The organism is Ectopseudomonas toyotomiensis (assembly GCF_017167985.1).
Classification (GTDB): domain Bacteria; phylum Pseudomonadota; class Gammaproteobacteria; order Pseudomonadales; family Pseudomonadaceae; genus Aquipseudomonas; species Aquipseudomonas toyotomiensis.
Map to the genome: position 1 here is coordinate 3447392 of NZ_CP070505.1, position 26620 is coordinate 3474011.

At 62.2% G+C, this 26620-nt stretch carries 26 protein-coding genes; 8 read left to right on the plus strand and 18 right to left on the minus strand.

Annotated elements, in window-relative coordinates:
• The first annotated feature begins 26 nt into the window (after nucleotides 1-26).
• Nucleotides 27-971, plus strand: coding sequence for a 4-hydroxy-3-methylbut-2-enyl diphosphate reductase (gene ispH / locus JWV26_RS15780; RefSeq protein ID WP_206417286.1), 945 nt, complete (start codon nucleotides 27-29; stop codon nucleotides 969-971).
• A gap of 51 nt (nucleotides 972-1022) precedes the next feature.
• Here the strand turns inward: ispH and JWV26_RS15785 are convergent, their stop codons facing one another.
• From JWV26_RS15785 to JWV26_RS15815, 7 genes are all read right to left on the minus strand, one after another.
• Nucleotides 1023-1484, minus strand: coding sequence for a type IV pilin protein (locus JWV26_RS15785; RefSeq protein ID WP_206417287.1), 462 nt, complete (start codon nucleotides 1482-1484; stop codon nucleotides 1023-1025).
• On the minus strand, nucleotides 1481-4819 hold the full coding sequence (locus JWV26_RS15790; protein WP_206419226.1) for a pilus assembly protein: 3339 nt from the start codon (nucleotides 4817-4819) through the stop codon (nucleotides 1481-1483). Before JWV26_RS15790 ends, JWV26_RS15785 begins: the two co-directional genes overlap by 4 nt.
• A 649-nt stretch (nucleotides 4820-5468) precedes the next feature.
• Complete coding sequence (locus JWV26_RS15795) at nucleotides 5469-6023, minus strand: pilus assembly PilX family protein (RefSeq protein WP_206417288.1); 555 nt, start codon at nucleotides 6021-6023, stop codon at nucleotides 5469-5471.
• Nucleotides 6020-6742 carry a PilW family protein gene (locus JWV26_RS15800; protein WP_206417289.1) on the minus strand — a complete coding sequence of 241 codons (723 nt, stop codon included), beginning with the start codon at nucleotides 6740-6742 and terminating at the stop codon, nucleotides 6020-6022. Before JWV26_RS15800 ends, JWV26_RS15795 begins: the two co-directional genes overlap by 4 nt.
• 2 nt (nucleotides 6743-6744) lie before the next feature.
• Nucleotides 6745-7257 (minus strand): type IV pilus modification protein PilV, encoded by a 513-nt coding sequence (pilV, locus tag JWV26_RS15805; RefSeq protein WP_206417290.1) that lies wholly within the window; start codon nucleotides 7255-7257, stop codon nucleotides 6745-6747.
• The gene (locus tag JWV26_RS15810) at nucleotides 7254-7745 is read right to left on the minus strand and encodes a GspH/FimT family pseudopilin (RefSeq protein WP_206417291.1); all 492 of its coding nucleotides are present in this window, start codon (nucleotides 7743-7745) and stop codon (nucleotides 7254-7256) included. The genes pilV and JWV26_RS15810 overlap by 4 nt, the downstream gene beginning before the upstream one ends.
• 109 nt (nucleotides 7746-7854) lie before the next feature.
• A complete protein-coding gene (locus JWV26_RS15815) occupies nucleotides 7855-8364 on the minus strand; it encodes a GspH/FimT family pseudopilin (RefSeq protein WP_206417292.1) in 510 nt (169 codons plus the stop codon).
• 91 nt (nucleotides 8365-8455) lie between these two features.
• On the opposite strand from JWV26_RS15815, the gene thiO reads away from it, so the two are divergent.
• Nucleotides 8456-9550, plus strand: coding sequence for a glycine oxidase ThiO (thiO, locus tag JWV26_RS15820; RefSeq protein WP_206417293.1), 1095 nt, complete (start codon nucleotides 8456-8458; stop codon nucleotides 9548-9550).
• A gap of 99 nt (nucleotides 9551-9649) precedes the next feature.
• Here the strand turns inward: thiO and JWV26_RS15825 are convergent, their stop codons facing one another.
• The 4 genes from JWV26_RS15825 to JWV26_RS15840 form a co-directional block, all read right to left on the minus strand.
• The gene (locus tag JWV26_RS15825; RefSeq protein WP_021488143.1) at nucleotides 9650-10990 is read right to left on the minus strand and encodes a sigma-54-dependent transcriptional regulator; all 1341 of its coding nucleotides are present in this window, start codon (nucleotides 10988-10990) and stop codon (nucleotides 9650-9652) included.
• A gap of 2 nt (nucleotides 10991-10992) precedes the next feature.
• The gene (locus JWV26_RS15830; RefSeq protein WP_206417294.1) at nucleotides 10993-12585 is read right to left on the minus strand and encodes a sensor histidine kinase; all 1593 of its coding nucleotides are present in this window, start codon (nucleotides 12583-12585) and stop codon (nucleotides 10993-10995) included.
• Nucleotides 12575-12811, minus strand: coding sequence for a PP0621 family protein (locus tag JWV26_RS15835; protein WP_206417295.1), 237 nt, complete (start codon nucleotides 12809-12811; stop codon nucleotides 12575-12577). The genes JWV26_RS15830 and JWV26_RS15835 overlap by 11 nt, the downstream gene beginning before the upstream one ends.
• 191 nt (nucleotides 12812-13002) lie before the next feature.
• Nucleotides 13003-13995: an outer membrane protein assembly factor BamD gene (locus JWV26_RS15840; RefSeq protein ID WP_206417296.1), complete on the minus strand. Its 993-nt coding sequence runs from the start codon at nucleotides 13993-13995 to the stop codon at nucleotides 13003-13005.
• A 138-nt stretch (nucleotides 13996-14133) separates the two neighbouring features.
• Between JWV26_RS15840 and rluD the strand changes: the two genes are divergently transcribed.
• From rluD to JWV26_RS15860, 4 genes are all read left to right on the plus strand, one after another.
• The gene (gene rluD / locus JWV26_RS15845; RefSeq protein ID WP_072423003.1) at nucleotides 14134-15108 is read left to right on the plus strand and encodes a 23S rRNA pseudouridine(1911/1915/1917) synthase RluD; all 975 of its coding nucleotides are present in this window, start codon (nucleotides 14134-14136) and stop codon (nucleotides 15106-15108) included.
• On the plus strand, nucleotides 15105-15836 hold the full coding sequence (pgeF, locus tag JWV26_RS15850; RefSeq protein WP_206417297.1) for a peptidoglycan editing factor PgeF: 732 nt from the start codon (nucleotides 15105-15107) through the stop codon (nucleotides 15834-15836). The genes rluD and pgeF overlap by 4 nt, the downstream gene beginning before the upstream one ends.
• A 155-nt stretch (nucleotides 15837-15991) precedes the next feature.
• Nucleotides 15992-16582 (plus strand): TetR/AcrR family transcriptional regulator, encoded by a 591-nt coding sequence (locus JWV26_RS15855; RefSeq protein WP_239692293.1) that lies wholly within the window; start codon nucleotides 15992-15994, stop codon nucleotides 16580-16582.
• A gap of 27 nt (nucleotides 16583-16609) precedes the next feature.
• Nucleotides 16610-17719 carry an NADH:flavin oxidoreductase gene (locus JWV26_RS15860; protein ID WP_072423000.1) on the plus strand — a complete coding sequence of 370 codons (1110 nt, stop codon included), beginning with the start codon at nucleotides 16610-16612 and terminating at the stop codon, nucleotides 17717-17719.
• Nucleotides 17720-17873: 154 nt separating this feature from the next.
• Here the strand turns inward: JWV26_RS15860 and JWV26_RS15865 are convergent, their stop codons facing one another.
• Both JWV26_RS15865 and bsrA read right to left on the minus strand, forming a co-directional pair.
• A complete protein-coding gene (locus tag JWV26_RS15865) occupies nucleotides 17874-19088 on the minus strand; it encodes a glycosyltransferase family 4 protein (protein ID WP_206417298.1) in 1215 nt (404 codons plus the stop codon).
• A gap of 58 nt (nucleotides 19089-19146) precedes the next feature.
• Entirely contained in the window at nucleotides 19147-20049 is a 903-nt protein-coding gene (gene bsrA / locus JWV26_RS15870; RefSeq protein WP_093048859.1) for a LysR family transcriptional regulator BsrA, read from the minus strand.
• Between the two features lie 79 nt (nucleotides 20050-20128).
• Here bsrA and JWV26_RS15875 point away from each other — a divergent pair, with 79 nt between their 5' ends.
• Entirely contained in the window at nucleotides 20129-21238 is a 1110-nt protein-coding gene (locus JWV26_RS15875; protein WP_206417299.1) for a sterol desaturase/SRPBCC family protein, read from the plus strand.
• On the opposite strand, the gene cysZ is transcribed toward JWV26_RS15875, so the two are convergent.
• Complete coding sequence (gene cysZ, locus JWV26_RS15880; protein WP_206417300.1) at nucleotides 21212-21976, minus strand: sulfate transporter CysZ; 765 nt, start codon at nucleotides 21974-21976, stop codon at nucleotides 21212-21214. The genes JWV26_RS15875 and cysZ overlap by 27 nt on opposite strands.
• A 271-nt stretch (nucleotides 21977-22247) precedes the next feature.
• On the opposite strand from cysZ, the gene trxB reads away from it, so the two are divergent.
• Nucleotides 22248-23195 carry a thioredoxin-disulfide reductase gene (trxB, locus tag JWV26_RS15885; RefSeq protein WP_072422995.1) on the plus strand — a complete coding sequence of 316 codons (948 nt, stop codon included), beginning with the start codon at nucleotides 22248-22250 and terminating at the stop codon, nucleotides 23193-23195.
• 79 nt (nucleotides 23196-23274) lie between these two features.
• On the opposite strand, the gene JWV26_RS15890 is transcribed toward trxB, so the two are convergent.
• The 4 genes from JWV26_RS15890 to JWV26_RS15905 all read right to left on the minus strand — a co-directional run bounded on the left by JWV26_RS15890 (nucleotide 23275) and on the right by JWV26_RS15905 (nucleotide 26408).
• Complete coding sequence (locus JWV26_RS15890) at nucleotides 23275-24435, minus strand: AAA family ATPase (protein WP_093048871.1); 1161 nt, start codon at nucleotides 24433-24435, stop codon at nucleotides 23275-23277.
• Between the two features lie 23 nt (nucleotides 24436-24458).
• Nucleotides 24459-24827: a hypothetical protein gene (locus JWV26_RS15895; RefSeq protein ID WP_206417301.1), complete on the minus strand. Its 369-nt coding sequence runs from the start codon at nucleotides 24825-24827 to the stop codon at nucleotides 24459-24461.
• On the minus strand, nucleotides 24824-25654 hold the full coding sequence (locus tag JWV26_RS15900; RefSeq protein ID WP_206417302.1) for an SDR family oxidoreductase: 831 nt from the start codon (nucleotides 25652-25654) through the stop codon (nucleotides 24824-24826). Before JWV26_RS15900 ends, JWV26_RS15895 begins: the two co-directional genes overlap by 4 nt.
• Nucleotides 25655-25943: 289 nt before the next feature.
• Nucleotides 25944-26408, minus strand: a complete 465-nt coding sequence (locus tag JWV26_RS15905; RefSeq protein WP_059390552.1) for a hypothetical protein — start codon at nucleotides 26406-26408, stop codon at nucleotides 25944-25946.
• Nucleotides 26409-26620 lie beyond the last annotated feature (212 nt).

The following is a 26620-nucleotide window of genomic DNA, read 5'->3' on the forward strand; positions in this document are numbered from 1 at the left end:
CCCCGATCAATACCGAGACAGCCAGCATGCATATCAAACTCGCCAATCCCCGAGGCTTCTGCGCCGGCGTCGATCGCGCCATCGAAATCGTCAACCGCGCCCTGGAAGTGTTCGGCCCGCCGATCTACGTGCGCCATGAAGTGGTGCACAACAAGTTCGTGGTCGAGGATCTGCGTGCCCGCGGCGCGGTATTCGTCGAAGAGCTGGATCAGGTGCCGGACGACGTCATCGTCATCTTCAGTGCCCACGGCGTTTCCAAGGCCGTGCGCGACGAGGCGGCCCGGCGTGGCCTCAAGGTGTTCGACGCTACCTGCCCGCTGGTGACCAAGGTGCACATGGAAGTGGTGCGCTACAGCCGCGAGGGCCGTGAGTGCATCCTGATTGGCCACGAAGGCCACCCGGAAGTCGAAGGCACCATGGGCCAGTACGACGCCAGCAACGGCGGCGCCATCTACCTGGTGGAAGACGAGACGGACGTCGCCGAACTGCAGGTGCGCAACCCCGAAAATCTGGCGTTCGTCACCCAGACTACCCTGTCGATGGACGACACCAGCAAGGTGATCGACGCCCTACGCGCCAAGTTCCCGGCCATCGGCGGTCCACGCAAGGACGATATCTGCTACGCCACGCAAAACCGTCAGGATGCGGTCAAGCAACTGGCCAGTGAGTGCGACGTGCTGCTGGTCGTTGGCAGCCCCAACAGCTCCAACTCCAACCGCCTACGCGAGCTGGCCGAGCGCATGGGCACTCCGGCTTACCTGATCGACGGGGCCGAGGATCTCAAGCCCGAGTGGTTCAATGGGGTGAATGGGATCGGCATCACTGCGGGTGCTTCCGCGCCGGAAATATTGGTACGCGGCGTGGTCGAGCAACTGCGCACCTGGGGCGCGCTAGGGGAGACTGAGCTGGATGGGCGGCCGGAGAACATTACGTTTTCGATGCCGAAGGAGCTGAGGGTGAAAGCGCTCTGACGGAAAAGAAAAAGGCGATCTGAGGATCGCCTTTTTCTTGTGTTTGGCTGCTCAGCGCCAGCACTGATCTACCGTCTTGGCATTAGAGCCGGTGGACGTCTTGCCTTTGATGCCAACGGCCGTGAGGGTCAGGTTGCCACAGAGGCCGTCGCCGATGGTCTGCTCGGCCGTCAGTGTATAACCGCCATCATTGTTGGTACGGGATACTCCTACCAAGTAATAACCATTTTCCGATCGCACCCTGGCTCCTGCAGCGTCAGCATTGATGACGCTTGCCTGATTGGAGACCAGCAGGTCCAGATCTTGAGGTGTGGTCACGTAGCGGTTGTTCTGAGCATAGAAGCGTTCCTGCCGTGCTGCCATTTCCTGCAGCAGTGCCATGCCCTCAGCCCTCTTGCTACGGGTGATGTAGTCCTGATAGTTGGGGATGGCGATGGCCGCCAGGATGCCAATGATCGCCACAGCGAGCATTAGTTCGATCAGGCTGAAGCCTTTCTGTTTATGCTGGATCATTGAAACTCCTCGGGCACGATATGCCAGCTCTGACGACCACTGCTATTGGGGTCATCGCCCACGGTGAAGGGGTTTGACGCTCCGTCACTGCCGAACACCTTGTTACCCGGCGCCAGGGTGAAACCACCCAGTGCAGGGAAGCGCATGCCGGAGACGACATTGGCATTGTACTCGTCGGTCGAGTTGACCATGCGGTCCGCGTTCAGATCCAAAACGTTGAAGCGTGTGCGACCGCCCGTATGGGCATCCACACCATAGAGCCAGGTATCCGCACCTGCTTGGCAGGGATCCTGATTTGGCGTGAGGCTGCTGAGGAACAGAATCGAGCCGCTGGCGGTCATGTTGTTGATGATCATCTCGCCTTCCAGGCGCGCAGTGCCAGACGTATTGGTAACTGCCATGTCCAATGCCCAGCCCCACTGATTGACTGCACTGTCGTCGTTCGGGATGCTCAGTGTTTCGTTGGGAGCGGGTGTCCGGTACCACTGAGGAATACCATCGCTCAGTAGTTTGATGTCACGGTTGGCACTCTGAACGTCGTCGCCGATCACGACATTGTCTTGTTGCTCGATAAAGCTTTGCTCTTTCAGGCGGCCAAGCGTAGTTCCCGTCGATGATGTGAAGCGACTACCGGCAAGTGCCGTGTTGACATCGGTTTTCTGCCGCTTGGTCTTGCGATCCCAGATGCCGTAGAGGGTCATGGCTCGGCTGGTGTCGACGTTTGCATCGCTGGCTTCGAAATACTTGCCGGTGCCCACCAGAACCAAGTAACCATAGCCGGTCGGGTGACGCACTATTGACGGCTGGATGGTGATGGGCTGGCGCTTGCCGGCCTTGTCCCTGGCGACGAACAATGGACGGTTGCCATAGGCCAGTTTGAAGTCGTTATTGGTCGTGCTGGAGACTTCGGTGTTGGTTCGCGCGAATGGGTCGACCGCTACCGGAGTGTCGGGGCTAGGGGAGGCCTTAACCAAGTCGAAGCGCCACAGATTACCCTGCAGATCACCCGCGTAGGCGTAATCCACCAGACCGTCCCCATTATTGTCGGCGCCACGCACGCTCGACAGGCCATTAGCCAACGTGACGTTGTTCTCTACGGTGTCGGGGACAGTGATTTTCCTGATCAGATCGCCTGTCTTGATATCGATGATCAGCAGCGCCGCCCTATCGTTGGCACTGTCATAGCCATTGCCTTGTAGAACTGCCCATTCGCCCGTGTGAAGTCGAACAATCTCAGGCTGGGCGAAAGTGTAGCCGAGGTCGGTATCCTCGGCGGTACCAAACTCCCAGAGCAGTTTGATCTGGGACGGATCGGTGATATCCAGCGCGAAGAGCGCCCGACCACCCGCGCGCAGCGTGCCGACTAGCACGGTACGCCAGCCAGTGTCATCGCCCATATAGACGTCGCGCACGATCGGCGTTCCGTCAACGAAATAACGATGCTCTGCACCAACGTAGTTCTGCCCGGTGAGACGGTAGAGATTCTTGATCACGTCAGTCGGAATGAAGGCGAACTCCTCAACACCAGTGCTGGCATTGAAGCCATGGAGCATGCCGTCGTTGCCGCCGACATAGACCATCTCCCTACGATTACTCTTCTGATTCGCTTCACGGAAAGCTGCATACCCCTGATAGCCGGCGCGGGTGCCCGTGGGATCCTCTATTGCATCGGCTAGATAGGCTAAGTAAGCAGGGGTACCCACCACTACCGGGCTCGAGTTTATGATATCGCCCATTACGGTGCGGCTATTGCGTTTACGGAACGCTGGGCTGTTATCGCCCTCGTTGCCGCGCTCGCCGCGGATATAGTCAACGCGGGCCTGACCGCGTGAGTCTCGAGCTCCGACGAGGCTTTCCGGGTTGATGTTGAGTAGGTCTTGCATCGTTCCTAAATTGGTCCAGTTGAAGTCCTTGAAACCGGTGGTGTTGTTGCTGGCGTCTGCCATCACGACGCGACGACTGTTGGGATTAATACCTTGGTTGGCGGTCTGAATATTCCAGAGTTCAGTGACCTGGCCGTCCACACTAAGCAGGCTCTTGAAAATCTGGCCACTCCAGTCGGTGCTATTGAATTGGGTGGCGTAGACATTGCTTTGGATGGCGTTGCCGTCATTGTCGGACACGAACGAGGCCGAAACTGCTGGACGCGCTGCCGTCGAGGTTCGGTCGGCGATACGGTTGAGGATGTCGCGGAATGCCTGAACCATCGCATCAGGGCTATCAACGCTGAAGAACTCGCCTCGAGAGTTGATCGCAGCGTGCCACAGGTCGTAGACGTTGTTGACGCTGTCGGTCCCTGCTGCGGGCCAGCTTTCCGTGCCGTTACGCAGGTTGTTGTAGCCGGTGCCGCCGAAAGTGCCCTGGGTCGGATCCCAGGGGATGTTGGTCTGATTGAGTGAGCTGGTCAGCCCTAGACCCATCGTGAAGTTGACCATGTGTTGCCAGGTTGCCGGGTTATTGCGGGCATCCCAGAACTGTGCGGTCAGATCGTTATCGTTGCGAAATGGCAGATACGGACGCAGGTCATTGCTCAGGTTGGTGTTCAGATCGGTGGCCCAATAGTGCATGGCTAGGTCTGCAACGGTTTTTTCAGTGCTGTCGGCATAAGGCGCGCGGCTGCCGTTGTAAGTGGTGCCGTTGGGCAATGTGAAGCTGGAGTCGTCTGAGCGGAAATCATCGCTAGGGCTGCTGAAACCGTCGTTCCAGATGCCGTCCGTCATCATGATGTGATAGCTGGGGCGGCAAGCGTAGGTGTTGCCAGTATTGTTGGTCTGGCTGCTGTCGTTGGGATATTTCTGCCAGGCGACGTTGGTTTTCAGAAATTCACCGGCGCGGCGCATGGCTTGACGCAGGTAGGTGCTCTGGCTGAAGGGAGGGTCCTGCAGCCAGCCGAACAGCTGTCCCTTGTGCGCGCTATTATATTCGCGCAAGCGGTTATCGTAGCAGTTGCCTGTATTATTACCGGTGAAGCTCGTGCAGCTGCCCAGGCTCTGCCAGGTCAGACGCACTTCCGGCGGGAGGTCGGCGAAGGCTATCTGGGCCGCGCTAAGGGTGGCCAGCGCGCGGTTGCGGTAGAACGAATACCAGATGGCGAAGTTCTGCCGCTCATCGGCGCCCGAGCTGGCATCGTCTGGGCGAACTTTGCCCGAGGTACTGGTGACGAAAACCAGTTTCTGACAGTTTTCGTTGTTGCTGGCCGCGTTGGCGCAGCCGGCCAACGTTCTATCCAGAATATAGTAATAGGCCGGTACCGCGACCTCTGTTAATGAACCCGTATAGGTATTGCTGGCTGTGCGAGAGCAGTTGGCTGCCAGGTTGGTAAAAACACCCGCCATCGTCGCTGTAGCCGTACAGCTATTCGAACCCGTGCGGTTGATCGAGAAAGTGATGCCGCCTGGGGTCGTGACAGTTGAGGTGCCGTTGCTGGTTCGGAATACGCTTGCAGAGAAATCGGTCGCCGGGTTTCGGGCAAAACGGTTGTTCGTGCTGCTGTAGCCGTACGCTGTGTTGTTCGCTAACGTGGTGCGCGGGTCGTAGCTCCAGGTGACCCGGTAGCTGTTACTCAAGTTAAAGTTCCCACGGCTCTGAACGAATCCATGGTTGTAGGCCTGAGTAAAACTGGTGGTGTAGGGTGTCGACGATACGTTGCCGTTGATGTCGTAGCGAGTCGGTATCCTGTAGGTGACATTGGGGCTGTAGTACATGGGGTTGAAATCGGCGGACTTGCCGCGGCGACTATCGAACTCGCCGTTGATGTTGTCCGGAACGAACGCCCAGCGCATGCTGCCCGAGTCATCAAGGGTCAGGATCAAGTTAGGTGCAACGGTCTCGCTCAGGATCAGGGGTTTCTGGCTGACGTTTAGTGCTGCTGCGCTTGCTGAAAAGGTTCCAGAGAAATAGATAAAGAAACCGAGCGTACTGAGCAGCGCATTGGAATGTTTGAGGCTTTTCATGAGGAAGGTTCTCGAATTGTGCAAGACTGCATCAGTTGCTTTCGACTCGGCCCTTGGAGTTGAGGGCGATGGTCGAGCGCACCGCGCTATTCAAACCGTTATTACTGGCCATGCCGTTTACCTCGTAGCGGAATACGCCAATGCCGAGCAGCATGTTTCCGTATTCAGGGTTTTCCGACTCGCCCTGAAGTTCGCCGCCAGGTGCGATCTGCGCGTACCAGGTGGCGTCGCCGTAAAGTTCAGTGTTGTCGTCCGGGGAATAGACTTGCTTGTTGGTTGCGTCTATGGCGTAGGCGGGCTCTTTGTCGAGCAGGCAAAGCGTACCGGCGGCAATGCCTTCACAGGTGCTGGTCGGTTCCTGGGGACCACGCTGAACCGTTCTGCGCTCACCATCGCGCACACTGGCTTCCGCCACGTTGAGCAGTTGCTTTTGCTCGATCATGTTGCCAGTGATACGCGACTCCAGGCTGACCTCACGCATATTGGCGATGGCCAGAACCGTGATGACCAGCAGAAAGATCAATGCAATGAGCAAGCTTATACCTTGCTGGCGCTGCCCCATTTGATAGTGGCGGTTGTTGTTCATGGCATCAGGTTCCTCATGCTGGTGCTGCTGGAGAGCATGGTGTAAAGGCGTTTGTCATTGGGGGCATTGCCGAACCAGAATTCGTAGACCGGGCTGCCGGCACTCTTGCCGACTTCTGTCGGGCTGGCGGCCATGATGGCGAATTGCACGGCTCTTACGCGTGCGTTCTCGGCCGGTTCGGAGGTGTATTCGCTGATGCGCTTGTCATCGTTGTAGTTGACGCCGTAATCGAAGTTCAGCGCTGTTATGCCTGTGGCGATGGCTTGTCCGTTGCAGCGTAATTCACCATCGGTGAGCTGAAAGATTTCGACGACCGGATCAGTGTCGACGTAGGGATCATTTGGAATGTTGGCAATCAGGTCGCCGCTACAGGTACGTGCCCCCGGAAAGGCTGGCTGGTAGCGGATACAGAAGCTGGTTGCGTCAATGCGCGTGACAACTTCGCCGGCAGCCATGGCACCGCAGTTGCCGACATTCGCAGAAGGAAAGGCGGCCTCCATGGTTTCATCAGGGCGACGGCGGTAGCCGGTTTTGGTCAGCGTTTCTTCCAGCAGCAGGATGGAGAAACGCGCGCTTTCGATATTCTGTCCCTGGCTCTGCTGGAACAGCGTGTTCTCGCGGTTGTCCAGGTAAACTTGAGTGATACCCAGGATCAGGAAGCTGCTGATCAGAAGGGCAACCATCATTTCGATAATGGAAAGGCCATGTTGCTTGTGCATGGTCAGAGTTCTCCGCGCAGGCGCAAGGTACAGACAAAGGGATCGGCGCCGTTGCTGCAGGCCTCGCCATTGGAGCGCCAAGCAACCTGAACCTCGACGGTGGAGCCAGCCGCACAGGCACCAGGTACCTGGGAGCGACAGATATAGAAGGCATTGCGCACTACGGCTGCATCAGCATCATCACCGGCAGTGCCGGGCATCAGCATGCGCACTTTTTCGCTCCAACATGTCAGTTGCCTGGCCACATTGTTGGCCGGAATAGCTGCATCGCCACATACACCCTCTGCTTCGAGTGAGTTGATCATGTAGTCATCACGGGCGTCGGGATTGGCACGGATCTTTTCCATGATCTCGGTAGCCAGCATTACGGCGTTGTTGCGCGCCACGGAGTCCGAGGTGAACTGGATGCCACGGCCCTGCATGGCCACCAGGCCCAGCATGCCAACGGTGAGAAGAACTAGGGTGACCAGCACTTCGATCAGGCTGAAACCGCGTTGTGTATGGCGCAGGGTCATGGTTGGCAGTCTCCCAGATCGTTGCCCTGATTGTCCTTGCCGCGTGGCAAAAGCCTTGTGCTGCCGCTGGGCTGCACTTCGATCCGATAAGCAAAGGCAGCGTTACCGTCACGACAGATGACGAAATCTGCGGTTTCGGCTGTGCCGTTTGGAGTAAAGGTCAGCGTTACCGGCGCCAGGCTGCTGGTGATGCTGGCATGCTGAGGGTTGAAGCTTTCCTGCCGCAGTGCGGTGTTATTTGAAGCGTTCTCGACAATCCAGTTATTGGCGTTATCGTTACGCAGCCGTATCGAGGTGCGACGCACCACCGCTTGCGAGCGAGCGAATTGCAGCAGGCTGTTGAGTGTCTGCGCCTGCGCTTCGATCTGGTTGTTGGCAACCAAGCGGGCGAAGTTGGGTATGGCGATGCCTACTGCGATAGCCAGCAATGCCAGCACGATCATCAGTTCTATCAGGCTGAATCCTCGCATGTCAGGGTGGTGTGACATGTTTTGCTCCTAATGGACGTCCGAGCGAATACTGCGATAGCGTCGCTTGTCTGTCTGCCATGGCAGGACGGCTGGCTGACTGGAGCGGATGACTGGTTACAGGGTGTGTTCAGCCCGGGCAGCGATGGGCCTCTTCGAGGTTTTCCAGATGGTTTGCCAGGCGTACTCGTCCTTGTCGATTGAGGATCAGTTGCCAGGCCATTGCGTTGCCTTTGCACTGAAAGAAACGGCCGTTACTGGACGGGCTGGTGCCGTTGGCATGGAAGCGTATGCGCGAGTCGAAACCCGCCCAGCGTAGCGGTGTTTTGCTGCGATGTTGCTGGATTTGCATGGCTTGATCCGGGGTGTGCATCAACTGCATGCGCCAGCCCTGGCTCCAGTCGCGGCCACAGGTCACTCCGTCGCGGGACCCGCAAAGTTCTACGCTTGTTTTGTGTAGTACGGCTTGTAGCCGGGCATGATGGAGTGATGCATGCAGGTGATTGCGCAGTGCCTCACGTTCGCTTTTTTGTTGCAAGGCTGCGAGGCTGGGGATGGCTAGCGAGGTGCCGATGCTGATCACTGCCAGCGCGACAAGAAGTTCATAGAGGCTGAAGGCCGACTGTGAGGATCGTTTCATGGGTATAGTCCTTTACATTTTGTTGCGTGCGTTCCTAGCACAGGTAAAGGTTTAGTAGTGATTGACTGTCTTGGCAAATTGAGAGGGCGATGTGGGGCGAGCGTTAGTGGTCGGGGGCGGTGCTTTGGGGCTATTGTCTGCCAACTTGTTGGCATCGGTGGGTGAAGAGGTACTGCTCGTGGATCGTCAGGGGGTCGGCAGCGAATCCTCCTGGGCTGGCGGCGGTATCGTGTCGCCGCTCTACCCCTGGCGCTACAGTGCAGCGGTGACGGCGCTGGCGCATTGGTCGCAGGATTTCTATCCGGGCTTCGGTCAGCGGTTGCTGGATGAGACTGGGATCGATCCCGAGGTGCATGTCACCGGTTTGTACTGGCTGGATCTGGACGACGAGGCCGAAGCGCTGGCCTGGGCTGAGCGTGAAGGTCGGCCGCTGTTTTTGGTGGATGTGGCTGAGGCGTATCAGCGCGTGCCCGTTCTGGGGAATGGGTTTGCACATGCCATTCATATGCCGGGTGTGGCTAATGTGCGTAACCCCAGGTTGGTGAAGGCGCTGCGCGCGGCTTTGGCAGCGATGCCGAACGTGGAGTTGCGTGAGCACTGCCCGGTCACTGGTTTTATTCAGGAGGACGGACAGATTTGCGGTGTAACCACCGAGGCTGGTGAGATTCGCGCCGAGCGTGTGGTGTTGGCAGCTGGCGCCTGGAGTGGCGAGTTGCTGCGGACGCTTGGTCTGGAATTACCCGTCGAGCCGGTCAAAGGACAGATGATTCTCTATAAGTGCGCCGAGGATTTTCTGCCGAGCATGGTGCTGGCCAAGGGGCGCTATGCGATCCCGAGGCGCGACGGACATATTCTGGTTGGCAGCACCTTGGAGTACGCTGGGTTTGACAAGACGCCGACCGATGATGCACTGGCAAGCCTCAAAGCGTCAGCCGAAGAGTTGCTGCCTGCACTCAAGGATGCAGAAGTAGTGGGGCATTGGGCTGGCCTGCGACCCGGCTCGCCGGAGGGCATTCCCTTTATCGGGGAGTTGCCTGCGCATCCCGGCTTATGGCTGAACTGCGGGCATTTCCGCAACGGGCTGGTGCTGGCGCCGGCATCCTGCCAATTGCTGGCCGACCTGATGCTGGGGCGTGAGCCGATCATCGATCCGGCGCCTTATGCGCCAGCGGGGCGGTTGCACTAGTGGTTCGTCATCCCCGCATCAAGGGATTGCGGGGCATGAAACGGACTAGCTTGATCGCCAGCAAGCTGGCTCCTACACAAGCGTGAGCGGCGTATTGTCTCAGTCGATACCTAGCTTCTTCAGGCGATAGCGCATCGAGCGGAAGGTCAGGCCCAGACGTTGGGCCGCCGCCGTGCGGTTCCAACGTGTTTCTTCCAGTGCCTGCATAATCAGCTTGCGTTCGATGTCCTCAAGGTAATCCTCGAGGTTGTCGATCTGCGCCAGGCTGGTTTCGCCGCCTTCGTTGCCAGGGCCGCTGGCATCGGCCAGGCGCAGGTCGCTGGGTGTGATCTGGTCGTCTTCACACAGGGTGTAGGCGCGTTCGAGCATGTTTTCCAGCTCGCGCACGTTGCCTGGGAAGCGATAGTTCTTCAGCTTCTCCAAGGCATCGGGATGCAACTTGGCGGCGGCCAGGCCAGTGCCATCGGCCAGGCGCGCGAGCATCACGTCAGCCAATTGAGCGATATCTTCGCGACGCTCACGCAGCGGCGGCACGCGCAGTTCGATGACGTTGAGCCGGTAGTAGAGGTCCTGGCGGAAACGGCCAGCAGCAACTTCGGCTGCCAGATCCTTGTGAGTGGCGCAGAGGATGCGCACATCGACCACCACTTCCTGTTGGCCACCGACGGCGCGCACGGCTTTTTCCTGAATCGCTCGCAGCAGTTTGACCTGCATCGGCAGCGGCAGGTCGGCGACCTCGTCGAGGAACAGGGTGCCGCCATTGGCCGCCTGGAACAGCCCCTGCTTGTCTTCGATGGCGCCGGTGAAACTGCCTTTCTTGTGACCGAAGAACTCGCTCTCCATCAGCTCCGAGGGAATCGCGCCGCAGTTGACCGGTACGAACGGCTGTTCGACGCGCGGGCCCTGCTCATGGATCAGGCGTGCGACCAGTTCCTTGCCGCTGCCCGATTCGCCGCTGATGTAGACCGGCGCCTGGCTGCGCGAGAGTTTCTGGATCTGTTTGCGCAGCGACTTCATCGGTGGCGAGTCGCCGAGCAGGCGGCTGTCGACCGGGGTTTCCTCGCCTTCGGGGGAGCGAATGCGCAGGGCGGTGGCGACCAGTTCGCGCAGGCGACCGAGGTCCACCGGTTTGGTGAGGAAGTCGAAGGCGCCGGCCTTGAGCGAGTTGATCGCGGTGTCCAGGCTGCCGTAGGCGGTGATCATCGCCACGGGAACCTGCGGGTGGCGCTGCTGGATGTGTTGCACCAGATCCAGGCCGGTGCCATCGGGCAGGCGCATATCGGTCAGGCACAGGTCGAACGGCTCGCGTGCCAGCCACTCGCGCGCTTCCTTGACGTTGCGGGCACTGCGGGTGTCCAGCTTCATGCGTCCGAGGGTGATTTCCAGCAGCTCGCGGATATCGGGTTCGTCGTCGACGATCAGGGCTCTCTGACGGTTCATGCTCAGCTCAGTTTGCGCGGATGGGCGAAGGTGATACGGAAGCAACTGCCGCCCCCTTCACGAGGTTTATAGTCGAGGCGGGCCTGGTTGCCTTGGCACAGCTCGCGAGAAATATACAGGCCCAGGCCGGTGCCCTTGTTCTCGGTGGTGTAGAAAGGCTCGAAGATGTGCTGTTCCTGCTCGGGCGGCACGCCGGGGCCGTCGTCAAGGATTTCCAGCACCGGCAGGTCGCTGTTCTCGTCGCGGAAAAGGCGCAGCCAGACCTGGCCGATCTTGTGCTGCTTGGCACTATAGCGCAGGCCGTTCTGGACCAGATTGGTCAGCACCTGGGTCAGCTGGTGCGGGTCCATGCGTGTCTGCAGGCTGCCGCCCTGGGTCTCCAGGTGGATCTGCCGGTCAGCCGGTGCCGAGCTGCGAAACTCACTGGCGAAGCGGTGTAGCCAGTACTTCAGGTCGAGCAGTTGCGGTTCGGCTTGGCGCCTGCGTGACAGTTGCAGGACGTTCTCGATCACCAGGTTCATGCGCTTGGAGTGATCCTGAATGATCTGCGCCAGGCGCTGGTCCGGGCCGTGCAGATCCTCCGACTCCTGCAGCAATTGCGCGGCGTGGCTGATGGCGCCGAGCGGGTTGCGAATTTCGTGGGCGATACCGGCGGTCAGGCGGCCGAGCGAGGCCAGCTTGAGTTGCTGCGCCTGCTGGGCGATCTGCGAGATGTCGTCGAGAAACACCAAGATGTGCTGTTGGTCACCGCGTTGCAGGGAAATGAAGCTGGGCTGCAGTACCGGGCCATCGACCTGGGCCTGCAGGCTGTCCGGGCGCAGGGTCGGGTTGTGCAGCCACTGTTGCAGGCGTTTGACCAGCTCCGGGCTGTGTGGGTCGATGATCTTGCCGGTCAGTTCGCCGCGCCCCAGCAGTTGGGTCGCGCCCTGGTTGGCCAGCAGCACACGATGCTGGGTATCGAGTACCAGGATGCCGGTGCGCATGCGCTGCAGGATCTGCGCGTTGAGCTCTTCCAGGTTGGCCACGTCGGCCGCGCGTTGCTCGGCCAGGTTCTCGCTGACCTGCAGGCGGCGGGTGATGCCCTGGATGAACAGCGCCCCGGCGAAGCACAGCGCGCCGAGGGCGCCAGCCTGCACGTACTGGGCGGCGGCAGCCGGGCGGCTGAGGCTGAGGTAGAAGGTCAGGTAGATCAGCGCCATGGCGGCGACGGCGGCGATCAGCAGACCAACGCGTCCGCGCAGGAGGATATTGGCGATGGCCACCGCTACCACCAGCAGGTTGCCTATGCCGCTGGGCGTGCCGCCGGCGGCGTAGAACAGGGCCGAGAGAAAGATCACGTCGACCAGCGCCAGGCTGAACAGCTGCATCAGGTGCTTGGGTTTCTGCACCAGTACGGCGATGAAGATGTTGAGGATCAGGTAAACCCAGCTGCCGGTGCGAAACAGCTCGATATGCACGACGTCCAGCAACTGCTCGTCGAGGTTGCTGGAGATCATCAGTATCAGCGCCAGGCCGATGCTCAGGCGATAGAAGTGATAAAGCCTGAGGATGCGTCGCCCCTGGGTGTTGCCGGGTGCGCTGATATCAGCGGTCACCGGTGTGCGGGCCTTGTTCGAGGTGGGCCTGGCTGCAGTACCACTGCTGATCCTGGCTCAGCGCCTGGGTCTTGGGAATGTGCACGCCGCAGTGCGCGCAGCGCACCATGGGGGCTGCGGTGTCCTCGGTGGGTCGAGTCCTTTTGGCTTTGCTGATGAAGCGACGCCAGATCCAGATTGCGGCGAAGATCACTGCAACCCAGAACAGCAGGCGGAACAGGCCCATGGTGTGCTCTTTTATCCGGTTAAAGCCGGCAGTTTAGCCAAGCTGAGACCATCGGCACAGGGGGGCGGTGGCAGGCTGTGAGCTGATTCCGAGGGGACGGGCTGCAAGTCGGAGGTGAGCCCGTAGCCAGGATAAAATCCGTGGGCAGAAAAAAGGGAGGCCGTGGCCTCCCTTCTGCGTTGACGTGTCGATCAGTCGAACAGACCGAAGGTCAGGTAGCTCCAGATCGAACGCTTCTTGGCGGTTTCGCCGGTCTTGGCGTCCTGCTGCAGTTCGCGCGGTATCTGCTGCTCGGCTTCCTCGTACTGACGAACCACGTCCTGGCTGGCGCGGGTTTCGCCCGGCGGCAGCGGCGTGTCGGTTTCGATCAGGCCCAGGGTGGCCTTGGCCAGCCAGGAGCGGTTGTCGGCTTCCTCTTCGAGCGGCACGAACTCGCCGCTTTCCAGGCTCGGATGGTCAGGGTAGTTGAGCTTGAGGGTTTCCAGGCTGGTGGCAGCCAGGTCGTCCAGGGACAGGCGCTGATAAGCCTCGGTCATGATTGCCAGACCGTCACCGACCGACGGGGTTTCCTGGAAGTTTTCCACCACGTAGCGGCCACGGTTGCCGGCGGCGACGTAGGCCTGGCGGGTCAGGTAGTAGTGGGCGACGTGCACTTCATAGGCGGCCAGCAGGTTGCGCAGGTAGATCATGCGCTGTTTGGCGTCCGGGGCGTAGCGGCTGGTCGGGTAACGGCTGGTGAGCTGAGCGAACTCGTTGTAGGAGTCGCGCGCGGCGCCCGGGTCACGCTTGGTCATGTCCAGCGGCAGGAAGCGCGCCAGCAGGCCACGGTCCTGGTCGAAGGAGGCCAGGCCCTTGAGGTAGTAGGCGTAGTCGACGTTGGTGTGCTGCGGGTGCAGACGAATGAAGCGCTCGGCGGACGACTTGGCGGCCTCCGGCTCGGCATTCTTGTAGTAGGCGTAGATCAGCTCCAGCTGCGCCTGCTCGGCATAGCGCCCGAACGGATAGCGCGACTCCAGCGCCTTCAGTTTGGCGATGGCCTGGGTGTAGCTGCGGTTGTCCAGGTCGGCCTGGGCCTGCTGGTACAGCTCCACCTCGCTGAGGTTTTCATCGACCTCCGGCTGCTTGGAGGAGCAGGCGGCGGTAAGGGCGAGGATGGCGATCAGCAGCAGGTGTTTCACTTGCATGGCGGCTTGCGTCCCTGTGACGGCCGCGCGGCCGTCCTGTTATGATGAGCGCCCCCGGAAAACCCTGGGGCAAAGACGCCGTATTTAACCACAAGCCTGTCGCCGAAACCAAAGGCCAGGCTCCCGCCGTTGCCGAAGATGACTTCTATAAACAAACAGCTGATCCAACTCCAGGCCATTGTCCCCTTTGAACAGGGCGGTCAACGCCTCGACCAGGTGGCTGCGCAGCTGTTTGGCGAGTTCTCCCGTTCGCGCCTTTCCACCTGGATCAAGGAAGGTCGCCTGACTGTCGATGGCGCCGTGGCGCGTCCGCGCGACACCGTGCATGCTGGCTCGACGCTGGTACTGGATGCCGAGCAGGAAGCGCAGGGCGAGTGGATCGCGCAGGACATCGAACTGAACATCGTCTATGAAGACGAACACCTGCTGGTGATCGACAAGCCAGCCGGTCTGGTGGTGCACCCGGCCGCGGGGCATGCCGACGGCACCCTGCTCAACGCCCTGCTGCACCACGTACCGGACATCATCAATGTGCCGCGCGCCGGCATCGTCCATCGTCTGGACAAGGACACCACCGGCCTGATGGTGGTGGCCAAGACCCTGCAGGCGCAGACCAATCTGGTCGAACAACTGCAGAAGCGCAGCGTCAGCCGCATCTATGAATGCATCTGCATCGGCGTGATCACCGCCGGCGGCACCATCGATGCGCCGATTGGCCGCAGCTCCAGCCAGCGTCAGCGTATGGCAGTGACCGATGGCGGCAAGCCGGCGATCAGTCACTACCGCGTGCTCGAGCGCTACCGCTCGCACACCCATGTACGGGTCAAGCTGGAAACCGGGCGTACCCACCAGATTCGTGTGCACATGACCCACGTTGGCTACCCGCTGGTGGGCGATCCGGTCTACGCCGGCCGTTTCCGCATTCCGCCAGCCGCCAGCCCGACGCTGGTGCAGAGTCTCAAGGAGTTTCCGCGGCAGGCGTTGCATGCACGCTTTCTCGAGCTGGATCATCCGGCTACCGGCAAGCGCATGAAGTGGGAGTCGGAGCTGCCGGATGATCTGGTCTGGCTACTGACCCTGCTGCGCCAGGATCGCGAGGCTTTCGTCGGGTGAGTGCCCACGATTGGTTGACTCCCGACTGGCCTGCGCCGGCTAACGTGCGCGCCTGCGTCACCACCCGTAGCGGCGGCGTCAGCGCGGCGCCGTTCGATACCTTCAACCTGGGCGATCATGTCGAGGACGACCCGATTGCGGTGGCGAGCAACCGTCAGCATCTGGTCGATGCCCTGGGTTGCCAGCCAGCCTGGTTGCGCCAGGTGCACGGCATAGTGGTGGCCGAAGCCAATCCGGCGGTGGTCATCGAAGCCGATGGCAACTGGACGGCCACCCCTGGTATCGCCTGTACGGCGATGACCGCCGATTGCCTGCCGGCATTGTTCTGCGACCGCGCCGGTACGCGTGTGGCGGCTGCCCATGCGGGTTGGCGCGGGTTGGCCGGTGGTGTGCTGGAGGCGACCGTGCAGGCGATGAACGTCGCGCCGCAGGAATTGCTGGTCTGGCTTGGCCCAGCCATCGGCCCGGCCGCGTTCGAAGTGGGGGCTGAAGTACGCGAGGCCTTCGTACAACAGCACGCCGGGGCTGCCAGCGCATTCGTGCCCAGCGCCAATGCCGGCAGGTTCATGGCCGATATCTACCAACTGGCACGTATCCGCCTGGCTGCCATCGGCGTCACCGCCGTCAGCGGCGGTGGCCTGTGCACCTACAACGACCCGCGCTTCTACTCCTATCGCCGCAGTGCCCGCACCGGACGTTTCGCTTCGCTGATCTGGCTGCAGTCCTGATCTGTTGGAGCGAGCTCTGCTCGCGAATTCTGTAAGCCAACGGCTTCGCGAGCAGAGCTCGCTCCTACGTTTTCTGGCGCCGTTTGTTGTGGTGCTTAATCACCAGCATCAATAGTGCTGTGCCGAGCGAGACGACCGGTCATATGCTCGGCGTCATGAACAGCATTCGACTCGACAAGCGCGACCTGATCCTCAGCAAGGGCTCGGCGGTGATGACCCGGCGCGGTTATCACGGCACCGGCGTGCTGGAGATCGTCCAGGCGGCCGGGATTCCCAAGGGCAGCTTCTATCACTACTTCGCCAGCAAGGAAGATTTCGCCCTGCAGGCGCTAGCTTTCATCTATCGGCCGCGCCTGACGCGCTATGCCCAGGCGCTTAATGACCCAGCATTGAGCCCGCGTGCACGCATCCTTGGCTATTACCGCGACCTGCTGGCGCACTTCGCCCGCCAGGAGACGCCGCAGTACCACTGCTTCATCGGCAGCCTGAGTTTCGAGATGAGCGAGATGCTGCCGGCCATCGGTGCCGAGGTCGCGGCCATCCAGCAGGCCTCGGTGGATATCCTGCGCGACTGCCTGGAGCAGGCGCAGGCCGCCGGTGAACTGCCGGCCGACGAGGACTGCGGCAACCTCGCTACCTTCATCAGCGACGCCTGGCAAGGCGTGCTCGCCCGTCTCAAGGTGGGGCGCAACCTGCAGCCGCTGGAAGCTTTCGTCACCCGCCTGGAGCGTTTGCTGCAGGCCTGATTACCGTTCAACCCCAGAGGAAAGATGATGAGCGCTCCCGTTCAAGCCCTGTTCGCCCCGTTCCGCCTCGGTAACCTGGAGCTGCCGACCCGTGTGGTCATGGCGCCGATGACCCGCTCCTTTTCGCCCGGTGGTGTGCCCAATGCCAAGGTCATCGAGTATTACCGTCGCCGTGCGGCTGCGGGCGTGGGGCTGATCGTCACCGAGGGCACTACCGTCGGTCATAAGGCCGCCAATGGTTATCCGAATGTGCCGCGTTTCTACGGCGAAGACGCCCTGGCCGGCTGGAAGCAGGTGGTCGACGCCGTGCATGCCGAAGGCGGCAAGATCGTTCCGCAGCTCTGGCACGTGGGTAACGTGCGCAAGCTGGGCACCGAGCCGGATGCCAGCGTGCCGGGCTTTGGCCCGATGGAGAAGATCAAGGACGGCCAGGTGGTCGTGCATGGCATGACCCAGGCCGATATCGATGAGGTGATCGCCGCCTTCGCCCAGGCTGCGCGCGATGCCAAGGCCATCGGCATGGATGGTGTGGAGATTCATGGCGCCCATGGCTACCTGATCGACCAGTTCTTCTGGGAAGGCAGCAACCAGCGAACCGACCAGTACGGTGGTGACCTGGCAGCGCGTTCGCGTTTTGCCATCGAGCTGATCCAGGCGGTGCGCGCTGCGGTCGGCCCGGACTTCCCGATCATCCTGCGGTTCTCGCAGTGGAAGCAGCAGGACTACACCGCACGCCTGGTGCAGACCCCGGAGCAGCTGGAGGCCTTCCTCAAGCCGCTGTCCGATGCGGGCGTGGACATCTTCCATTGCTCGACGCGCCGTTTCTGGGAGCCGGAGTTCGAAGGCAGCGACCTCAACCTGGCCGGCTGGACACGCAAGCTCACTGGCAAGCCGACCATCACCGTCGGCAGTGTCGGCCTGGATGGCGAGTTCCTGCAGTTCATGGTCAAGACCGACAAGGTGGCCGAGCCGGCCAGTCTCGAGAATCTGCTCGAGCGCCTGAACAAGGAGGAGTTCGATCTGGTCGCCGTGGGCCGCGCGCTGCTGGTCGACCCGGATTGGGCGCTGAAGGTGCGTGAAGGCCGCGAGCAGGACATCCTGCCGTTCAGCCGCGATGCGCTGACCACGCTGGTCTGAGTCCGTTTCTGGCGGGCGTCGCGATCCGGCGCCCCGTTTTCAGCCCCGGCACATCGGGGCTTTTTTACGTCCGCTGGTTGAGGTGGCGCCGCGCGAACATGCTCGGTATCGCGTCAGGTTCGCGGTGCGCACGGCGCACCCTACGGGGAGTGTGTCAGTGCTCCGACGTTTTGCTCGGGATCGCCACTGGGGTGTCGATGTTTACCGGCTTCGTCCGCTCGGGCGCCGGCTGCATGGCGCTGCGCAGGTGCTGTTCGAACAGCGCGACGATGCCGTCCCAGCTGAGGTGGCTGGCATGCCTGCGGGCATTGAGGCGGATGCGGCGGAAGACTTCCGCATCGTCCAGCAACTCGCAGGCGGCTTCGCAGAAACCGGCTTCGTCGCCAGGGCGGGCGAGCATGCCGTTGTGCCCGTGATGGATATGCTGAGCGGCCGCAGCCTGGTCGAATGCCACCACGCCGAGGCTCGATGCCAGGGCCTCCAGCACCACATTGCCGAAGGTCTCCGAGAGGCTGGGGAACAGGAACAGATCGCCCGAAGCGTAGTGTGTGGCCAACGCTTCACCGCGCTGCAGGCCGCAGAACAGCGCATCTGGTAGTTGCGCCTGGAGGTTGGCGCGCAGTGGTCCGTCGCCGACCAGGATCAGGCGCATACGGCGCTGCGGGTGAGCCGTCTGCAGGGCGTGGAAGGCTTTGACCAGCAGACCGAGATTCTTCTCTGCCGCCAGGCGACCTACATGCAGCACGGCCAGGTCATCCGGCCCCAGGCCCCAGCTTTCGCGCAAGGCGTCGCAGCGTCTGCGTGGGTGGAACAACTGGCTGTCGACGCCACGGGCAAGCAGGGCCAGGCGCTCGAAATCACGGCGCTCAAGATCGACCTTCTGGCCGATGCTCGGCACCAGCGTCATCTGCGTGCGGTTGTGGAACCAGCGCAGGTAGTTGGTCATCGCTCGGGTCAGCAGGCCGATGCCGTAGTGCCCGGTGTACTGCTGGAAATTGGTGTGAAAACCGCTGACCACTGGGATCGCCAGGCGCCTGGCCGCGCGCAAAGCGGACAGGCCAAGCGGGCCTTCGGTGGCGATGTAGAGCACGTCCGGTCGCTGCCGTTGCCAGCGTCTGAGCAGCTTGTGCAGGGATGACTGACCCCATTGCAGGCCGGGGTAGCCGGGCAGCGGCCAGCCGCGAGTGAGCAGCAGGTCATTGTCGGCGTCCTGCTCCTGATCGACCTCCTGGCGTGGCCGTATCAGTTGTACGCGATGGCCACGGCCACGCAGGCCGTCGACCAGGCGGCCGAGGGTATTGGCCACGCCGTTGATTTCCGGCGGGAAGGTTTCGCTGATCAGCGCGATGTGCAGAGAAGGTGCGTTCATGTAAGCAGTCTCTGCCTAGGTCATGTAGTGAACATGACGTTTCGATTGCGTTTATATGTCAGGAAAGCAGGCCGTGAAGTTGTTCTCGCAGCCAGAGGTGCGCCGGGTCATGGTGTTGGTGGCGGTGCCAGATCAGGCTGATCTGCACGGCCGGCATGTCGAAGGGGAGCGGCGCCACCTGCAGGGCGAATAGCGGTGCGAAGGCTTCGGCCAGGCGCGCGGGTATGGTGCCGAGTAGATCGGTGTGAGCGACGATGGCCGGAATCGGCAGGTAATTGGGCAGGTGCAGCGCTGCCTGGCGCCTGACCTTGGCCGAGCCCAGGACGATTTCCAGCGGCGAACCGCGACCGGCGCGCGGGGTCACGATCACGTGACGAGCCTCTTGGTAATCCTGGAGGCTGAGGCCGCCGACGAAGGCCGGATGATCCTGGCGGCCGATCACCACCAGGGCTTCTTCTCGCAGGGGCGCGTAATGCAGGTCGGGCGAGTCGACGTGCAGGTAGTCGATGGCCAGGTCCAGGGCGCCGCTTTCCAGGCGCGGCAGCAGGTTGTCGGCGTCGTCGCTGTGCGCTACCAGCTCTACCAGCGGCGCGACGCGGGCCAGATGCGCCTGCAGCATCGGCAGCAGCGCGGCCTGGGCGTAGTCGTTGAGCGACAGGCTGAACACGTGCGGCGCCCTGGCATCGAAGGGCTCCGCGGGGCCGAGGCCGGCCTGCAGCAATTGCAGCGCCTGACGTACGGGCGGGTAGAGGGCCAGGGCGCGCGCGGTCGGGGTCATGCCGCGGGCGGTGCGCTGGAACAGCTCCTCGCCCAGTTGCTGGCGCAGGCGGGCGAGGGCGTTGCTCACAGTTGACTGACTCAGGTGCAGGCGTTGGGCGGCGCGGGTCAGATTGCCTTCCTGCATCAGGGCGTCGAAGACCAGCAGCAGGTTGAGGTCGAGCTGACGTAAATTCGTTATCACGGATAATGCTCTTTTCAAATATCCATTATTCGAATGATTTGGCCGGGCCTAGACTGCTGTCAATCCACAGGAGAGCGCCATGGCCTACAACAATGACAATGCCCAGGCTTTTCGCAGCGATTACCGGGCTGCCATCCACCCGCGGTACAACCCCTGGTTGCATGCCGCATTCGTACTGGCTTACGGGCTGCTCTGCATCGGCTTGCTCGGGAGCACGCTGGAGGCGGTGGCGCCCTGGCAATGGCTGCTGGTGCCGGCAACGCTGCTGTTCTTCAGCTGGGGCGAATACCAGGTGCACAAGCGCCTCGGCCACAACAAGACGCGCTTCGGAAAACTCTTCTACAAACGCCACACCGGCGATCACCACAGCTTCTTCGTCGAGACGCTGATGCCCTACGAGACGGCGCGCGACTGGCGTGTGATCTTCTTTCCGGCCTGGCTGATCGTGCTCTACAGCCTGCCGTTGTTCGCCGCCTGGTGGCTGTTGTCCCATCTCGACGGCAACCTCGCCGCGCTGTTCGCCGGTAGCATGCTGCTGGGCTACATGAGCTACGAAGTGGTACATGCCTGCGAGCACCTGCCGGCCGAGCACCCGCTTTCGCGTTTGCCCTGGGTTCGCCAGATGCGCCGCCTGCATGCGCTGCATCATCGCCGTGAGCTGATGCATTCGTGCAACTTCGGCATCGTCCATCCGCTGATGGACTGGCTGTACGGCACCCTGCACTGGGAGCCTGAGGCGATCCATGAGCAGAACCGCCAGCAGCACCGCATTCGCATCGCCCGGCCTGCTGCGTGCGTGCTGGAATATGCCGCGGCGCCGAGTCACTGGCCGCAGTGGCACCCATCGTCACTGCACATCTATGGGCGTGAAGGGGCCTTGCTCGCGGGTGAGCGCTTCGAGGAAGACATTCATGCCGGCGGCCGCGCCGGGCATCTGCGCTGGGACGTGCTCGACTATCAGCCGGCCCAGCGTTGGCAGGCCAGTGCGCTGGGCGACCATGGCCTGCACCTGCTGCTCACCTACGAGTGCGTGGCGGTCGAGGGAGGCTGCGAGTTTGTGCGCACCCTCGAATACGGTTTCCCCGGCTGGCCGATGCGCCTGGCCAATGGCCTGTTCATGCGCCGGCGCATCGAGCGCGAGTCGCAGGCGTCGATGCAGGCGTTACACGATGTTCTTGCGCGAACCTAGCGCCTGCTCGCCGCGCTCATGCACCCAGAACAGCGTGGCACCGGCCACGGCGGCCGGCATCATGAGGATGTTCAGCCCTGGGACCAGCAGGGCGGCGTAGGTGATGCCGCCGAAGCTCAGGCTCTGCCAGCGCTTCTCGCGCAGCCAGGCGAGCATGTCCTGCCAGCTCATCTTGTTGTTGTCCGCCGGGTAGTCGATGTACTGCACGGCCATCATCCACACGCCGAACAGCAACCACAGCGGCGCGGCGACCAGGTTGAGCACCGGGATGAAGCTGAGGATCAGCAGGCCGATGGCGCGTGGCAGGAAATACGCCAGCTTGCGCATTTCGCGACCCATGGTACGCGGCACCATGGCTGCCAGTTCGGCCCAGCTGAACGGCGGGAAATGATCTTCACCGCGCGCCACCACTTCGACCTTCTCCGCGAGAAAACCGTTGAACGGTGCGGCGATGATGTTGGCCAGCAGGGTGAAGGTGAAGAACACCATCAGCAGCACCAGCACCACGAACAGTGGCCAGAGGATGTACTGCAGGAAGCTCAGCCAGTTCGGCAGGGAAGGCATGAAGGTATCGACCCAGCCGCTGAACTGCTGCACGGCAAAGCTGATCATGCTGACGAACAGGATCAGATTGATCGCCAGCGGCAGCAATACGAACAGGCGCAGGCCGGGACTGAGTACCAGCCTCAGGCCTTCTCGCAGGTATTGCGGGCCGGACAGGACGGGAGCGGCGGGCATGGCGGTCTCCTGAGTGGTTGATGCGCGCGACCATACCGACTTTGCCTGCGCGGTGAAAGTTCAGCCATGGGGCAAGGTTCAACTCGACAGCCATAGGCGGACTCTATTCGCGGAATTGGCAATGGATATTTCCGCTTCGCCAGCCGCCTCGATAGCCTTGCGCCCAGTTTCTCTTTTGCGGGGCTCTCATCCTTCCAAGCCTTCCCCTAGTGCTTCGAGAGTCCCTTTTTATTCTGGCCTGCCGGCCCTGTGGGCCTGCAAGGAGTTAGCGATGTCTGCCGTTCGTCATGCCCGCGTCATCATTCTGGGTTCCGGTCCTGCCGGTTATAGCGCTGCTGTCTATGCCGCACGCGCCAATCTGAAACCGCTGCTGATCACCGGTATCCAGGCCGGCGGCCAACTGACCACCACCACCGAGGTGGACAACTGGCCGGGTGACCCTCATGGCCTGACCGGCCCGGCGCTGATGCAGCGCATGCAGGAGCATGCCGAGCGCTTCGAGACCGAGATCGTCTTCGACCATATCAACGCCGTGGATCTGGCCGGCAAGCCATTCACCCTGGTTGGCGACAGCGCCACTTATAGCTGCGACGCGCTGATCATCGCCACCGGCGCCAGCGCTCGCTACCTGGGGCTGCCCAGTGAAGAGGCGTTCATGGGCCGCGGTGTTTCGGCGTGCGCGACCTGCGATGGCTTCTTCTATCGTGGCCGCGAGGTCGCGGTGGTCGGTGGCGGCAATACCGCTGTGGAAGAGGCACTGTACCTGGCCAACATCGCCAGCAAGGTAACCCTGATTCACCGCCGCGAGACGTTCCGTGCCGAGAAGATCCTGCAGGACAAGCTGCGCGCGCGCATTGCCGAAGGCAAGATCGAGCTGCAGCTCAATGCCGAGGTGGACGAGGTGCTGGGCGATGCCAGCGGCGTCACCGGTGTGCGCCTGAAACAATATGGCGGCGCTTACCGCGAGCTGAAGGTGGATGGTCTGTTCGTTGCCATCGGCCATACCCCCAATACCAGCTTGTTCGAAGGCCAACTGGCGCTGAAAGACGGCTATCTGGTGGTCAATGGTGGGCGCGAGGGCAATGCCACCGCGACCACTGTGGCTGGCGTGTTCGCCGCCGGTGACGTGGCCGATTCGGTCTATCGCCAGGCGATCACCTCGGCCGGTGCCGGCTGCATGGCGGCGCTGGATGTCGAGCGCTATCTCGACGGGCTGTGAGAACGAGTAGGGTGCGCAGTGCAGGACCGGAGCGGATAGCGATCAGAAGCCGGTGCGCGCGGCGCACCCTACGGACGTCTCAATCCGGCCAGTGCCAGGGCGGCTCGTCGAGCATGCCCTGGCCGCGTATGCAGGTCTGACCGAGCTGTTTGTCCAGCTCCAGGGTGTTGCAGTCGGGGCTTTCCTTGAGCGCGGCGATCAGCCGGCTGGCGTGAGAGACGACCCACACCTGCGTTTGCTTCGAGGCGGCGATGATCAGGCGCCCGAGTGCCGGCAGCAGATCCGGGTGCAGGCTGGTTTCCGGTTCGTTGAGCACCATCAGTGACGGTGGTCGCGGCGTGAGCAGGGCGGCCACCAGCAACAGGTAGCGCAGCGTGCCATCGGACAGCTCGGCAGCGCTCAAGGGGCGCAGCAAACCTTCCTGACGCAGTTCCACAGCGAAGCGTCCGCCGGCCTGAAAGTCGATATGCAGACGGCTGCCGGGAAAGGCGTCGTCGATGGCGGCATCCAGGGCTTCGCGGTCGCCTATCTCGCGGATGGTCTGCAGGGCGGCGGCCAGGTCGCGGCCATCGTGGTGCAGTACCGGTGTTCGCGTGCCCAGCTGCGGCTGGCGCGCGGGTGCCTCGGCGTCGCTGCGAAAGTGATCGTAGAAGCGCCAGCGGCGAATGGTTTCGCGTAGCTGGAAAACTTCCGGGCAATTCGGGTCGTTGCCGATCTGGTCGAACAGGCTGTCGTAGTTCGGCACGTGCTGGGCCAGTACCTGCCAGCTGCGACCTTCACGCATACGCACCATGGGCCCAGCGCGATCCACCAGCAGCGAGGCAGGGCGGTAGCTGGCGCCAGCCCAGATGCATTCGCGCTTGATCTCCGGGTCGAGAGCGAAGGCCGAGCTGCTTGGCTCGGGCAGGCCAAGGGCGATGGAGTAGCCGAAATCCTCGCCGGCAAAGCCCAGGCGCAGGCGCATCACGTTCTGTCGTGGCCCACCCTGCACCGGCACCTCACCGCTGCGCATACGCCGGGAAATCTTCTCCGGCCCGGCCCAGAAACTCGACTCCAGCCCGCCTTCGCGCGCCAGCGCGTTGACCACGCCACCTTGCGCGGTTTCCGCCAGCAGGCGCAGGGCGCGGTAGAGGTTGGACTTGCCGCTGCCGTTGGCGCCTGTGATCAGGTTGAGCCGGCCCAGCGGCAGGATCAGGCTGTTGATCGAGCGGTAGTTGGCGACGGCGAGGGTATGCAGCATGGCGAAGTCATCCTGACGAAAAATCAGCGGCCATGGCGTGGCGAAAACGCCAGCCAGGCCAGCACTGGGTAGCACAGATAATGCAGGCTGAAGAGAAACAGGCCCATGGGGCTGGGCGTGTCCTGCAGGACCATCATGCCCAGCAGGCCGAGATAGAGCAGCCCGAGCACGCCGCCATAGAGCAGGGTGAAACGCCAGCGCTCAGCGCTGCTGGGCGCGCGACCCTGGCGCCAGTGAAACACCAGCGCCAAACCGGCCGCAATGACGGCGGCGATCAGCAATGTAGTAAACACGCCGCCGAGGCGCACGAAGGTGCGCAGCAGCAGGTTCAGCACGATCGCCGCGACTATCCCCGCAGCCGCGTAGTAGCGCAGTTGCAGGTTCTGGCTCACAGGCTTTGCACCAGGCCGAAGCGTTTGCGCAGAACATGCTCGAGCAGCGCCTTGGGCAGCAGCGTGGCGAGTAGCGGCAGGGCGCGGCTGCCATTACCCAGGCGTAGCAGGCGCGGGCGTTTGTCGCGCTGTACGGCGGCCAGCAGTTGTGCGGCGAAGTCGCTGGCCGGAGTTGGGTTGTCCTGCGAGGCATTGGCGCGGGCGCGGATGCCCTCGCGCAGCGGCCACCAGGGCGAGTCTTCACGGATCAGCGCTTCGGCTTGCTGGCTGGCGTTGGCGCCGAAGCTGGAAGCGATGGCGCCGGGCTGCACTTCCATCACCTCGATGGAGAAGGGCGCCAGCTCCATGCGCAGCGCGTCGCTCAAGGCATGCACGGCAGCCTTGGAGGCGCAGTAGGCACCGGCGAAGGGCGTCACCAGCACCGAGGAAACGCTGCCGATATTCACCACCAGGCCACGGCTGCGACGCAGCAGCGGGAAGAACGCGCGGGTCACGCCAACGATGGAGAAGACATTGGTTTCGAACTGCCGCTGCATGGCTTCCACGCCACCGTCGAGCAGCGGGCCCATGGCGCCGTAGCCTGCATTGTTGATCAGCACATCGAGGCCGCCGATCTCCTCGCTCAGGCGAGCGCTCAGCTGTTGCAGCGCTTGGCCATCGTTGACGTCGAGCTGCACCGCGTTGAACCCGGCTTGCTCAAGCGCTGTGAGGTCGTTCTCCTTGCGCGCCGTGGCCCAGACGGCGTAGCCACCCGCCTTGAAGGCGTCGGCCAGGGCGCGGCCAATGCCGCTGGAGCAGCCGGTGATAAGGACGCTGGGTTGGGGCATGCGCGGGACTCCCTGAGACGCGAATGGGGTTGCAGCTTAGCAGGCTTGGCTTGAGGTGATGGCGGACTGTTCGCCTAGGCTCCTGAGTCCGCCCTACGCGCTGAGGATGTGGGTGGAGGGGTAGGGCGCACTCGGCTTTGGCTTCCTGCGGCGCTCTACCTCCTGCATCCATGCAGTCGTCGCGAAGCAGTACGCCGTTGACGTTGTGCTGCCATGCTTGGTTTGGCTCGGCGGGCTACTCGCTGCGCTCGTGAGGCCGCCCTACGTCACGGTTCGCTCCAGGCATTGACTAGCGGATGAACTTGCCTTGCAGGCGCTCGGCGCGAAACTCCAGCGTAGCCGGGCGATAGCCGCTGCGCAGGTCGGGCAGGGGCATGCAGTCGCTCCAGCTGGCACCCGGCAGCAGTTCACCGGGGCCGCTGTAGCGTGGCGATTCGTAAAGGCGCTGGGCCAGGTTGGTGGCATTGCCGGGACGGTAGGCAGCGACTTCCCAGCGCAGTTCCAGCAGGGCGGCGTCGCTGCCGTTCTTCAGGTCGATGGCCAGCGGGCGATCAGCGGGGCAGCGCTGCGGGTCGTAGCTCAGGCGCAGTTCGAGATGAGCGAGGTAGCGCTCGTCGCGGCTTTCCTGCCAGATCACCCAGGTGGCCACCAGGCCGAGACCGACCAGCGCGGCCATGGACACCGGTAGCGCCTTGGTCGGATAGCGGATCAGCAGGATCAGCCAGGTGATGACGAGTACGATGCCGAACAGCATGAGCGCAGTCCTTTGGGGAGTCTGCACTCATCCTACACAAGCTCTCAGGTCAGGGTAACCGCGTGGGCTGTCGCAGGGTGTGACAGCTTCCTTCACCTGGCGGGAAGGGAGCGGGGAAGGCAGAGCCTTCAATGGCATGGGCGTATTCTGCCCCCAACCACTCTCCCATGAATGAGAGAGGGGAGCTCACTGCATATGCCTCGGATGAACAA